This is a genomic window from Vibrio sp. M260118, from assembly GCF_036533755.1.
Lineage (GTDB): Bacteria > Pseudomonadota > Gammaproteobacteria > Enterobacterales > Vibrionaceae > Vibrio.
This window is the reverse complement of sequence record NZ_JATABG010000066.1, coordinates 1-12,300: the sequence shown is the minus strand read 5'-3', so window position 1 is coordinate 12,300 and position 12,300 is coordinate 1. Positions and strand designations below refer to the sequence as shown.

General features: G+C 45.2%; 14 protein-coding genes. 6 read left to right on the top strand and 8 right to left on the bottom strand.

The features are described from left to right. Positions 1–45 precede the first annotated feature (45 nt). Positions 46–273 carry a 30S ribosomal protein S18 gene (gene rpsR, locus QTO00_RS06415; protein WP_000090472.1) on the top strand — a complete coding sequence of 76 codons (228 nt, stop codon included), beginning with the start codon at positions 46–48 and terminating at the stop codon, positions 271–273. 30 nt (positions 274–303) lie between these two features. Beyond that, entirely contained in the window at positions 304–756 is a 453-nt protein-coding gene (gene rplI / locus QTO00_RS06410) for a 50S ribosomal protein L9 (protein ID WP_038209718.1), read from the top strand. Positions 757–820: 64 nt separating this feature from the next. Here the strand turns inward: rplI and QTO00_RS06405 are convergent, their stop codons facing one another. Next, positions 821–1,585, bottom strand: coding sequence for a DUF481 domain-containing protein (locus QTO00_RS06405; RefSeq protein WP_331423736.1), 765 nt, complete (start codon positions 1,583–1,585; stop codon positions 821–823). Between the two features lie 173 nt (positions 1,586–1,758). Here QTO00_RS06405 and QTO00_RS06400 point away from each other — a divergent pair, with 173 nt between their 5' ends. Further along, a complete protein-coding gene (locus tag QTO00_RS06400; RefSeq protein WP_038209714.1) occupies positions 1,759–3,171 on the top strand; it encodes a replicative DNA helicase in 1,413 nt (470 codons plus the stop codon). A 3-nt stretch (positions 3,172–3,174) separates the two neighbouring features. Further along, positions 3,175–4,260, top strand: coding sequence for an alanine racemase (gene alr, locus QTO00_RS06395; RefSeq protein WP_331423735.1), 1,086 nt, complete (start codon positions 3,175–3,177; stop codon positions 4,258–4,260). A 51-nt stretch (positions 4,261–4,311) separates the two neighbouring features. On the opposite strand, the gene QTO00_RS06390 is transcribed toward alr, so the two are convergent. Beyond that, positions 4,312–4,737: a secondary thiamine-phosphate synthase enzyme YjbQ gene (locus tag QTO00_RS06390; RefSeq protein ID WP_331423733.1), complete on the bottom strand. Its 426-nt coding sequence runs from the start codon at positions 4,735–4,737 to the stop codon at positions 4,312–4,314. A gap of 295 nt (positions 4,738–5,032) precedes the next feature. Between QTO00_RS06390 and pgi the strand changes: the two genes are divergently transcribed. Further along, positions 5,033–6,685 (top strand): glucose-6-phosphate isomerase, encoded by a 1,653-nt coding sequence (pgi, locus tag QTO00_RS06385; RefSeq protein WP_331423732.1) that lies wholly within the window; start codon positions 5,033–5,035, stop codon positions 6,683–6,685. Positions 6,686–6,797: 112 nt separating this feature from the next. On the opposite strand, the gene QTO00_RS06380 is transcribed toward pgi, so the two are convergent. The 6 genes from QTO00_RS06380 to QTO00_RS06355 form a co-directional block, all read right to left on the bottom strand. Next, positions 6,798–7,694, bottom strand: a complete 897-nt coding sequence (locus QTO00_RS06380; protein ID WP_331423731.1) for a TIGR03899 family protein — start codon at positions 7,692–7,694, stop codon at positions 6,798–6,800. A 298-nt stretch (positions 7,695–7,992) separates the two neighbouring features. Further along, positions 7,993–8,457, bottom strand: coding sequence for a DUF3299 domain-containing protein (locus QTO00_RS06375; protein ID WP_443088901.1), 465 nt, complete (start codon positions 8,455–8,457; stop codon positions 7,993–7,995). A gap of 36 nt (positions 8,458–8,493) precedes the next feature. Then, complete coding sequence (locus QTO00_RS06370) at positions 8,494–9,753, bottom strand: ABC transporter permease (RefSeq protein WP_331423728.1); 1,260 nt, start codon at positions 9,751–9,753, stop codon at positions 8,494–8,496. Then, positions 9,750–10,457, bottom strand: coding sequence for an ABC transporter ATP-binding protein (locus tag QTO00_RS06365; RefSeq protein ID WP_331423727.1), 708 nt, complete (start codon positions 10,455–10,457; stop codon positions 9,750–9,752). The genes QTO00_RS06370 and QTO00_RS06365 overlap by 4 nt, the downstream gene beginning before the upstream one ends. A 58-nt stretch (positions 10,458–10,515) precedes the next feature. Beyond that, the gene (zrgA, locus tag QTO00_RS06360; protein ID WP_331423726.1) at positions 10,516–11,220 is read right to left on the bottom strand and encodes a zinc uptake protein ZrgA; all 705 of its coding nucleotides are present in this window, start codon (positions 11,218–11,220) and stop codon (positions 10,516–10,518) included. Positions 11,221–11,401: 181 nt separating this feature from the next. Then, positions 11,402–11,953, bottom strand: a complete 552-nt coding sequence (locus QTO00_RS06355; protein WP_331423725.1) for a YtfJ family protein — start codon at positions 11,951–11,953, stop codon at positions 11,402–11,404. Positions 11,954–12,159: 206 nt separating this feature from the next. On the opposite strand from QTO00_RS06355, the gene QTO00_RS06350 reads away from it, so the two are divergent. Beyond that, a partial coding sequence (locus tag QTO00_RS06350) for a DUF1107 family protein (RefSeq protein ID WP_331423737.1) occupies positions 12,160–12,300 on the top strand: 141 nt, incomplete at its 3' end.

Sequence of the window (12,300 nt, the reverse complement as noted above, 5' to 3'; positions counted from 1 at the left end):
TTCATTCTGACAACATTACTCAAATTTAAGATCAGGAGATAGCCCATGGCTCGTTTCTTCCGTCGTCGTAAATTCTGCCGTTTCACTGCAGAAGGCGTACAAGAGATTGATTACAAAGACGTAGCAACTCTTAAAAACTACATCACTGAAGCTGGTAAAATCGTACCTAGCCGTATCACTGGTACAAGTGCTAAATACCAACGTCAACTAGCTCGTGCTATTAAGCGTTCTCGCTACCTAGCTCTACTTCCGTACACTGACAAGCATCAGTAATCGGCTCGTTTTATAAAGAGGAATTAAACAATGCAAGTTATTCTACTTGATAAAATCGGTAAACTAGGTGCACTAGGCGAAACTGTAAACGTTAAATCTGGCTACGCTCGTAACTTCCTTATCCCTCAAGGTAAAGCAGTTATGGCTACTAAAGCTAACGTTGAAATGTTCGAAGCACGTCGTGCTGAATTAGAAGCTAAAGCTGCTGAGCAACTAGCTGCATCAGAAGCTCGTGCTGAGAAAGTTAACGCTCTAGAAGCAGTTGTTATTGCATCTAAAGCTGGTGACGAAGGTAAACTATTCGGTTCTATCGGTACTCGCGACATCGCTGACGCAATCACTGCGGCTGGCGTTGAAGTTGTTAAAAGCGAAGTTCGTCTTCCAGAAGGCGCACTACGTAACATCGGCGAGTTCGAGATCAGCGTTCAACTTCACTCTGAAGTTTTCGCTAAAGTTAACCTACAAGTTGTTGCTGCTGAGTAATTCAGTATCAAGACGTATCTTAAAAGCACCTCTTAGAGGTGCTTTTTTTATATCAGTTTAGCTCTTAGAAGGAAAACAGTAGGTTTACGGAAAACATACTGTCGGCTTTAAACAGTCCATCAGGCACTTTGTCGTGGAATTGGCGCGAGTAGGCAAGCTTAAGTGCAATATCTTCGGTAATGTTGTTGGTTACGCTCACATCGGTATCGGTACGAGTGTTACTACGACCAGAAACGATAGTCAGGTCTGCGGATATCGCTAACGTTTTTAGCGCCTGCCACTTGGTATTGAGGTTGCCACGAAATATCCCTTCCTGAACGATCTCTGGAAAGATGATGTCATCGTCATCAATTTCATCGAGATTGGGCTCTTGATAACGAAAACCTGGGCCAAACTCTAACTCCAGTACAAACTTGCTGGTGTTAGCGAACTGATAACCCAAACCGCTTGAGAGAGTATAATCCTTAAAGTACGCACTATAGCGTGAATCTACCCCTTTGAAACTGCCGTACAAATAGGTTTTTGGACCTAATTTGTAGTCACTCTGAGCGGTGTAAGTTGACTGGCGCTTATCCTCTTCACCATCTTTATACAGCAGATAGTATTTCCATTCGCCATTGGTACGATAACGGCCTTTGACGTACTCTGCGCTCAGGCGTGAGTTAAGAGATTGCGAGTCTGAGTTGCCATGGTGTGACTGATAGCCGAACTCAACCTCAGTATTCCAAGGAGAGGGAAGGTCAATATTGATGCTGTTTTGTCCATTGTCGTCAGCATAAACGAACATAGAGCTCATTAATCCTGCACTCATTAGCCAAACCTTAGACACTGACAACCTCAATATTCGTGATAAAAACTGCGCAATAGTAGTTTCAAACGGGACTTGGACCGTCAACAACAAGTTAATTCTACATTAGAACTCGACAAAGTCGTGCATTAGTACAGACAACGGCATCTTTCTCGTTATAATTAGCGATCTATAGCAAGTTGTTGAGCGAACCCATGGCCGAAGCGAAAGTAGATAATCGAAACAAAAAGTTTAGCGACGCACAAGTTGATGCGATAAAAGTACCTCCTCACTCACTCGAGGCTGAGCAATCGGTCATCGGTGGTCTGCTGTTGGACAACGAGCGTTGGGATACCGTTGCGGAGCGCGTGGTTGCGAAAGATTTCTATAGCCGCCCTCATCGCCTTATTTTTGAAGCGGTGAAATCGATTCTTGAAGACAACAAACCGCTCGACTTGATTACTCTGTCGGAGTTTCTAGAACTTCGCGAGCAACTTGATGATGTGGGTGGTTTTGCTTATCTTGCTGATCTGGTTAAAAACACCCCTAGTGCGGCCAACATCAACGCTTACGCAGAGATCGTTGCAGAGCGTGCACTGGTTCGCGACTTAATCGGGGTTGCGAATGAAATTGCCGATGCTGGTTATGACCCTCAAGGTCGTGGCTCGGAAGATTTGCTTGATCTGGCTGAAAGTAAGGTCTTTGCGATTGCTGAGTCTCGTACCAATGAAAATGAAGGCCCGCAAAATGTCGACAACATTCTTGAGAAGACTCTTGAGCGTATCGAGCTGTTATACAAAACCCCGCAAGATGGTGTCACTGGTGTCGACACGGGCTTTACCGACCTAAATAAAAAGACCGCAGGTCTACAAGGCTCAGACTTGGTCATCGTCGCCGCACGTCCTTCTATGGGTAAAACGACTTTTGCGATGAACTTGTGCGAGAACGCAGCGATGGTACAAGAGAAGCCAGTGCTGATTTTCTCTCTAGAGATGCCAGCCGAACAGATCATGATGCGTATGCTTGCGTCGCTTTCTCGTGTTGACCAAACCAAGATTCGTACTGGTCAGCTCGATGACGAAGATTGGGCGCGTATCTCTTCTACCATGGGTATCCTGATGGAGAAGAAGAATATGTACATTGATGATAGTTCTGGCTTGACTCCTACCGAGGTACGTTCTCGTGCTCGTCGTATCGCCCGTGATCATGGTGGCTTATCTATGATTATGGTCGACTACCTACAGTTGATGCGTGTACCTGCTCTATCAGATAACCGTACTTTGGAAATCGCCGAAATTTCGCGTTCGTTAAAAGCTCTCGCGAAAGAGTTGAATGTCCCTGTCGTTGCCCTTTCTCAGCTTAACCGTTCCCTAGAGCAACGTGCTGACAAACGCCCAGTTAACTCAGACCTTCGTGAATCAGGCTCTATCGAGCAGGATGCCGACTTGATCATGTTCATCTACCGTGACGAGGTATACAACCCGGACAGTTCGATGAAAGGTACGGCAGAGATCATTCTTGGTAAGCAGCGTAACGGTCCTATCGGTTCGGTTCGTTTGACCTTCCAAGGTCAGTGGTCTCGCTTTGATAATTACGCAGGTCCTGCGTTCGACATGGATGATGAATAACGCATGAGCTATATGAAAGCGGCGACAGCGTATATTAATCTTGATGCGTTAGAGCACAACCTAGAGCAGATCAAGCAGCAAGCGCCGAACAGCAAGGTGATGGCAGTGGTTAAGGCCAATAGTTACGGTCATGGCTTGCGTCATATCGCCAAAAATGCCCAAGGTGCCGATGCGTTTGGTGTTGCTCGTATTGAAGAAGCGCTGCAATTAAGAGCGTGTGGCGTGGTGAAACCTATCTTATTGCTTGAGGGCTTCTACTCTCAGGGTGACCTACCCGTGCTGGTGACCAATAATATTCAAACCGTAGTTCACTGTGAAGAGCAGTTGCGAGCATTGGAACAAGCAGAACTCGAAACTCCGGTTGTTGTTTGGTTAAAGATAGACAGCGGTATGCACCGCTTAGGTGTAAGACCTGAACTGTATTCTGATTTCGTTACGAGGTTGAAAGCGTGCCGAAATGTGGCTAAACCATTACGCTATATGAGCCATTTTGGTTGTGCCGATGAGCTCGATAGAGCCACTACCTCAGAGCAGACTAATCTATTTCTATCTCTAACCGAGGGTTGCGAAGGTGAGCGTTCACTAGCGGCATCAGCTGGTTTGCTTGCTTGGCCTGATAGTCAACTAGAGTGGGTTCGCCCGGGCATTATCATGTATGGTGTTTCACCATTTAGCGATAAAACTGCAGAGCAGATGGGTTATCAACCTGTTATGACGCTTAAGTCTCACCTTATCGCGGTGCGTGATGTAAAAGCGGGTGAAAGTGTCGGCTATGGTGGAATCTGGACCAGTGAGCGTGACACTAAAGTTGGTGTGATTGCCATTGGTTACGGTGATGGGTATCCACGTACGGCGCCAAATGGCACACCAGTATTGGTTAACGGTCGTAAAGTGCCCATTGCTGGTCGAGTGTCTATGGATATGCTAACCGTTGATTTGGGACCTGATGCTTTAGATAGAGTCGGTGATGAAGCGATTTTATGGGGCAAAGATCTACCTGCAGAAGAGGTCGCTGATCATATTGGCACTATTGCCTATGAGTTAGTGACTAAACTGACGTCACGAGTCGATATGGAATACTCTAACTAGTCTAACTCGAATCTTCACCCCTTATTTATACGGAGCCTCGGGGCTCCGTTGTTATTTGAACTCGCCTTGTAATGTCGCAATAATGTTGCGGTTGCCACCGTAGTCTCTATGCTCGCCTAAATAGATTCCTTGCCACATCCCTAGTACTAGTTGTCCGTTGCTAATCGGAATCGACACGCTACAACCCAATGTTGATGCTTTGATGTGGGCAGGCATGTCATCATCCCCCTCGTAGGTATGCTTGTAGTAGGGAGCACACTCTGGTACCGATTGATTGAAGTGTCTTTCCATATCGTGTCTGACGGTTGGGTCGGCATTCTCATTAATGGTTAAGCTTGCCGAGGTATGCTGGATAAATAAATGTAATAAACCCACAGAATAGTCTCTAATTTGCGGCAATTGTTGTTCAATTTCATCGGTAATAAGGTGAAAGCCACGGCTTTTAGCTCTGATTTGAATGGTTTTCTGAGTCCACATTTCGACACCTATTAATAGTTTGAGATTAGTTTCCGTTAAGCTTGAGCACGGTTGGTGATACAATCATCATCGCTCAAACGACGTTTGAACAGATTTGAAGTAGGGAACGTGACCTAACTCAATGTGAGTGAGAGCCCCCTAAGTCATAATGTCGCTTGAAAAAAAATTACAAAGTATTGTTACGTGGCATTTTGCCCTAACATATCTAATATTATTAATTTGCTTAATCGGGGATTCCACCAGTTTTCGCTAGACTGTATGGAATAAAACCTACTGTAACATCGGGATAGTAACCATGTTGAAAAATATCAATCCAACGCAAACACAAGCTTGGAACGCGCTGACTGCGCACTTCGAATCTGCTCAGGATATGGATCTTAAAGATCTTTTCGCACAAGATGCAGCACGTTTTGACAAATTCTCTACGCGTTTCGGCAGCGACATTCTTGTTGATTACTCTAAAAACCTAATCAACCAAGAGACAATGAAGCACCTATTCGCACTTGCAAACGAAACAGAGCTTAAATCAGCGATCGAATCGATGTTCAGTGGTGAAGCGATCAACCAAACTGAAGGTCGTGCAGTTCTACATACTGCTCTGCGCAACCGCAGCAACAAGCCTGTTATGGTTGGTGGCGAAGACGTAATGCCTGCTGTAAATGCAGTGCTAGAAAAAATGAAATCATTCACTGAGCGCGTTATTGGCGGTGAGTGGAAAGGCTACACAGGTAAAGCTATTACTGACGTAGTTAACATCGGTATCGGTGGTTCTGACCTAGGTCCTTACATGGTGACTGAAGCATTAGCACCATACACAAACCACTTAAATCTACACTTCGTATCTAACGTTGATGGTACACACATCGTTGAGACACTAAAGAAAGTAAACCCAGAAACGACGCTATTCTTGGTGGCATCTAAGACGTTTACCACTCAAGAGACAATGACTAATGCACACAGTGCACGTGATTGGTTCCTAGAGTCAGCGGGTGATCAAGCGCACGTTGCTAAGCACTTTGCTGCTCTTTCAACTAACGCTTCAGCAGTTTCTGAATTCGGTATCGATACAGACAACATGTTTGAGTTCTGGGACTGGGTTGGCGGTCGTTACTCTCTATGGTCAGCGATCGGTCTGTCTATCGCATTGGCAGTAGGCTATGAAAACTTCATCGAGCTTCTAGAAGGCGCTCATGAAATGGATAACCACTTCGCAACGACTGAGCTAGAAAGCAACATCCCAGTTATCCTTGCTTTAGTTGGTCTATGGTACAACAACTTCCATGGCGCTGAGTCTGAAGCGATTCTTCCGTACGACCAGTACATGCACCGCTTTGCTGCTTACTTCCAACAAGGCAACATGGAATCAAACGGTAAGTACGTTGACCGTGACGGTAACGCAGTGACTTACCAAACTGGCCCAATAATCTGGGGTGAGCCAGGTACTAACGGTCAGCACGCGTTCTACCAGTTGATTCACCAAGGTACTAAGTTGATCCCTTGTGACTTCATTGCGCCAGCATTAAGCCACAACCCAGCCGGCGATCACCACCAGAAGCTGATGTCTAACTTCTTTGCACAGACAGAAGCGCTAGCATTTGGTAAAGATGAAGCGACAGTAAAAGCTGAGTTTGCTAAAGCAGGTAAGAGTGAAGAAGAAGCGGCAACGTTAGCACCATTCAAAGTATTTGAAGGTAACCGCCCAACTAACTCTATTTTAGTGAAGCAGATCAATCCACGTACGCTAGGTAACCTGATTGCGATGTACGAACACAAAATCTTCGTACAAGGTGTAATTTGGAACATCTTCAGCTTCGACCAGTGGGGTGTTGAGCTAGGTAAACAGCTAGCTAACCAAATCCTACCTGAGCTTGCAGACGATTCAGCAATCAGTTCTCACGATAGCTCGACTAACGGTCTGATTAACGCATTTAAAGCGTTTAAAGCTTAATAGCCGTCATACTTGAAGCGGCAGCTGCAAGAATTTAACTAGCTGCCTCTTCAATTGTTAGACTATCTATACGAAGACGCCAACCTTGTTAGGTTGGCGTTTTTTGTTTCCTTTAAACTGTCGTATCCACGCTCGTTGGTGCATCTGTCCCTGCAGTGAACTTCTGGCTGAGCAGTGCCACCATTTGGTCGTAATACTGCATATTCGGTTTATTGCCGAGTAGTTTACACAGCTCGTTGCCAGTTGGGCTGAAGCGGTAATAGAGTAGTCTCACCCCTTTACCGTGCGCTTGTAATGAGAGCTTCTTGCCTTGATAAGTTAGTGGCAGTGGAGAGTCTAGCTCAATTTCGCCGGATTCCAGTTCAGTACCATGCATTAAGCCGAGTTCGAACAGAACCAGTAGGCTTGAGTAGGGCAGTTGAAAATTACCCACGTTGATATTGCTGGTGGTGTTGCGCTTACCAAAGCTAAAGATACCGCCCTGAGAACGATAGCCGACCAATAACTTACGGCTGTTATCACCGCCAAAACTACAGGCCAGAGAAGCGGCGCGTTGCAGGATCTGCGCCTCTTTCGGACTCATATCTTTTAGCACCTTGAGGGCCTTCATTGAAGTAGAGCCTGGGTTGGTGACTTCGCGCTTTAGAACCTGAGCCCATAGGCGTTGCATCGAGTGGTTGTGAACCTCTTGTGCCATATCGAAAAATCGATACAGCCAATCTTGGTCAGGATCACCAGCGGTTTCGTCTTTGCAGGAGATGTGGGCAAGTTTGAGGATCTGCTCGAGGTTTTTCTGACGTAACTCTTTACGTTTTCTTTCTCGAACTAGCGCTCTTTCAAGTGTGCTTTTTTCTGGCTTTTCACTTTGTAGCAATGCATCTAAGCCATAGGTTTGCGCAATGCTGATGACGCGGCTGGCACTGTCTTTGATGTAACTCGACTTCTTTTCTTGTCGGCTAGGTTGCTCGGCTTGGTGTTCAATGATCACCGGTTTGCTCGTCTCGGACATGCTATTTCCTTAGTCATCATACGCTTAACTTAGAGTAGTAACTGTACCTCGGAACGCGGAAGCCTGCCAGAAAAAGACTGTGAGCCAGTTTATAAAAATATCGCTACCACAAATGATAATAACTTGTTAAAATTGTTAAGGTTAATTTTGAGGGGCTTATGAAGTATATCAATGAGAATAAACTGAAAAAGCACCTGCTAATTGCGCTTTTGCTGCTTATTTACTTAGGCGTACTAGGTTATCTGTCTAGCTATTTGTCCTAATTAAGGCAATTAACAGGCTTATTTTTCATTAACATTTACATATCATCATATTCAGCAATTTCAGTGCCTTCTATCACGTATGCTGTTTCTGCTAGCTCGTGACTAATTGTTTCTGTTTTCAACTCACCAATCACGTAGATAACATCCCATAGCTGCTGGATAGGCGCGCCTTTCGGGAACTTAACGTAGATGATCTGATTCGGTGGCGGTGGTGGAACATGGATACACGCCCCAAAGTAAGGTACGAGTAGAAACTCTGTTACTGTGTTTGCATCCCCTTCGAGTGGAATAACAAAACCAGGAATTTTAACTTTGCTGCCGTTGAGCTCTTGTCGCACGCTGCCTATTTTAGGCTGCTCCATGACATCACCTGAGTGATCAATCGCCGGCATACCGTAAGAGTCAAATTGATTGCGCTCGTTTTCTGGAATGAGATCAATCCATTCAAGAGTTAGTGTATCGTCTGCGTGAGTTGTGAAGCTATATAGACCAAAGGTCATGATAGCGACTAACAACAGGGTGATTTTCTTCATAATTTAAACTCGAATTGTCATGCCGTCGCTCAGAGATTGTCGGTAGGCTCTGAATGCTGGAATAAAGCCGATAATAGTACCTGCCAGTTGAACTGCAGCCAATAACAGCCACTCATAATGAGACAGTGCACTTATTTGTAGATTAATACCATAGCTTTGTTGAATTATTGGCGACGCAATCGATAGCATGACATAAAGCCCGGCGATGCCCACGAGCAAACCTATGAATGTCAGTACGCTGGCTTCAAGAATAAGCAGGCTGAATACATGTCTTGGCCTCGCACCCATCGCTCGTAGAATGGCCATTTCGCGGCGGCGCTCTTGTAAGCTGGTCAAAAGGCTAGATAGCATGCCAAGTAGACCTGCGACAACGACAAATACCGATACCGCCATCAGTGCTTGTTCAGCAACTGACATCATTCCCCACAGTTCGTGTAAAGCAACACCTGGCATGATCGCGCTAAGAGGTTCTTTAGGGTAAGTGTTGATTTGTCTTTGCAGCGCGAAAGTTTGGATCTTAGATTTTAACCCCACTAGCATGGCGGTGATCTGGTTTGGTTTGAAGTCCATCGCTTCTAGCTGCTGCGCGGTTGGGTTGTTGCCTAGGTTAGCACCAGACTCCCAGCCGACATGAATCGCTTCTATCGCTTCTAATGACACGTGAACCGTTTTGTCTACAGGAGTGCCTGTTGGAGCGAGAATACCCACCACCTTGAATGGTGTGTTTTCATGGCGGCTGAAACCAACGTCACTAATACCATGGGCGATAATCATTTCGCTGCCAATGGTGTAGTTGAGCGAGCGTGCCACATCGGCGCCAATCACAGCCTCAAATAGCCTTTCAAACTCCCGTCCTTGTTTAAAAGTTAGGTTCTGTTTTTTGCCGTATTGGTAATGCTCAAAGTAACTGTGGTTTGTGCCCATCACACGAAAGCTTTTGTGGGAATCTCCAAGTGAAATGGGGATAGCCCAATCAACGGAACGGTGTTGGCTAAACTCTTGGTAACTTTTCCAATCAATGTTGTTGGTGGCGTTTCCGATGCGAAATACTGAATAAAGCAGTAGATTTACCTGTCCCGAACGGCCGCCAATAATAAGGTCAGTGCCTGAAATAGTGTTGGCGAAACTCTCTTTGGCTTGAGTACGAATGCGTTCAACTCCAAGCAGCAAGACTACCGAAATCGCCACAGTTAAAATGGTCAGAATCGCAGTGACTTTGCGGTTGCGAACACTTTTCCAAGCTAAGGTTAGGGTCGTGGTCATTGTCGGCCTCCTGCTTGATTTAACTGTTGAAGATCGACTGTACGATTAAATAGTGGCTCTAATGTCGGGTCATGGCTTACAAACAATAGGGTCGAATTGGCTTGTTTCACTTGGTCGAGGAGCAGTTCAATGAATGCGGTTCGGTTGTCATGGTCTAGCGATGAGGTTGGTTCATCGGCGATAATGACCTTAGGTTTTCCGATCAAAGCTCTTGCTGCTGCCACCCGCTGCTGTTGACCGATACTTAACTCGACGACGGGCTTATCAAGTAACTCTGAAGGTAATCGAAGTTTTTCTAACAGATGGCGAGCGTTGGAGTACAAGTCTCCCTCAACACTTTGTTTACGTAACGCAGAGAAATGGCAAGGTAAAACAACATTTTCGATCACGCTCAGGTATGGCAGCAAATTGAATTGTTGGAAAATATAGCCAATATGGTTGGCACGAAACTTATCTCTTTTGCTACCGGAGATGTCGGAAAGGTTTTCTCCGAGTACGCTAACTTGACCTGATGTGGCGGTGTTGATTCCGGTAAGCAGCCCTAAAAGTGTGGATTTACCGCAACCGCTTGGCCCTTTGATAAATAGATGTTCGCCGTGCTGAATAGTGAGAGAGGGGATCTCGAGTGTGGCAGTCTCGTTGCCTGGCCAAGTAAATTTGACTTGGTTGAGCTCAACCACAGATTGCTGGCATCTGTTGTCCATTGTTCGATTCCAGTTGTGACAGATTAAGCGGCTTAACAGACTAAGCCGCTTTAGAATATTAAAGAGCTATCTTAGTGTCACCTTTGTGAAGTTCAAGTGCTGTTTGCTTAGTGTCGGTTAGGACGTTCACTTTAATTAACTCTGTACTTGGGAAGTGTGAGAACCATTGGGTTTCGATATTGTTTAACTTGCTGATATCGCTACATTCGAAGTGATACTCAACTGTAAACTCGCCGTGACCACCGTGCTCATGACTTTCATGGTCATGGCCTTCGTGGTCATGACCATGGTCGTGGTCTTTATGGTCATCATGATGGTCGTGGCCTTTGTGATCATCGTGGTCATGATCGTGGTCTTTATGGTCATCATGATGATCATGGTCTTTGTGATCATCATGGTCATGATGGTCATGACCTTCGTGTTTTTCATGCTCATCTCCACCAAGAGTATGGCTTACTGATTGGTGTTCAACCTGACAACCTGCACCTTTAGCAAGTGTAAAAACGTTAGATGCTTGTTTTAGCTTTGCGACAGCGTCTTCTAGTTGGTGTTTTTGTTCATCTGTTTTAGGCGCATGTTCAAAGCCTACTACGTCTGCACCTGGGGCAGTGATCTCCATCAGAAGCTCTTTACCATCTTGTGCAATGTTAATTTCTACTTGGCCGTGAACATGTGCGTCATGTTGGCGGTAACCTTCTTCTGCATGCGCTAGGCTGCTGATAGCAAGGGTGATTCCTAAAGCGATTGGAGTAATATTTTTCATGTTAAGTCCTGATTGTATCTTTGAGTAATGCAGAGATTCTCATCGATTGTGATTGTCGCAAGCTTAGGCCACACATGAGGAAATTAAGCATTTTTCAGCATTGATTAGGTCACAATATGATGAGCGGGGTTGTTATGTTATAACAACTCCGCTCTAAAGGTAAGATCTAAGCGAGAATGGTTTACAGGTTTTCCTTTACCAGTGCTAGCACCTGCTGAATTTCATCGTCGCTCAGGGCTCCCTCTTTGACAAATAGTACATTGCCTTGTTTATCTTGGACGATGATCGCTGATGACTCTTCCGCTAGTTCCCATGTCGCAGCTACAGTACCTTCTTTATCCAGTACCATTGAAGACCAAGGAAATTCCTTCTTGCTATCTTGTGCCGATGACTTAACAAATGAGCCTGTTCCCCACATCGCGTCATCTTGGTTGATGATCGAGGTCGTTTGGTAGTTTTGCTCTGGGAACTTGGCCTCTGTTATTGCAGCCATCAGAGGTGCGTTAAGCTCTTTTGAGCTACTCCGTCCGGCTATAGCTTGAATGACACGAATTTTTCCTAGCATGTTTTGAGTCGACCATGCTTGGAATGAGGTGTCGTCTCCATCAAGAATGATTTCGCCGTGTTTCTCCACCGTTACACTTGGAACGGCCTGTCCTACAGATATGTTATGAGCAAAAGCGATAGCGGGAGAGCATGCAATTGCAAGGATAAGAAGGGTTTTATTTTTCATTAATTTATTTCCTTTTGATTGTGCGAAAAAAGTATAAACCCAAATTTAAACCTCAGGAAAAAATCTCTCCTGAGGAACTGGTCTGACTTCACAATGTTAACAAAATGCTACACATTAAATGTGATTCCGATATAATACCTACTAGTTCTAAGGATTAGAGCAAAGCAATCGTTCGAATTGCGTCACACAAGGATATTAAAATCGTTATGCTGCGTGAATTTACTATATATCGACCTCGTCAGGTTGCGCGTTTTGTTAAAACTTTGTTTAAAGGTCAGTTCGTTATCGCTGGAGTAGGTAAGTTTACTTTCGACAATGGCAAGGTGCTATTACCGGATGTTAACGAC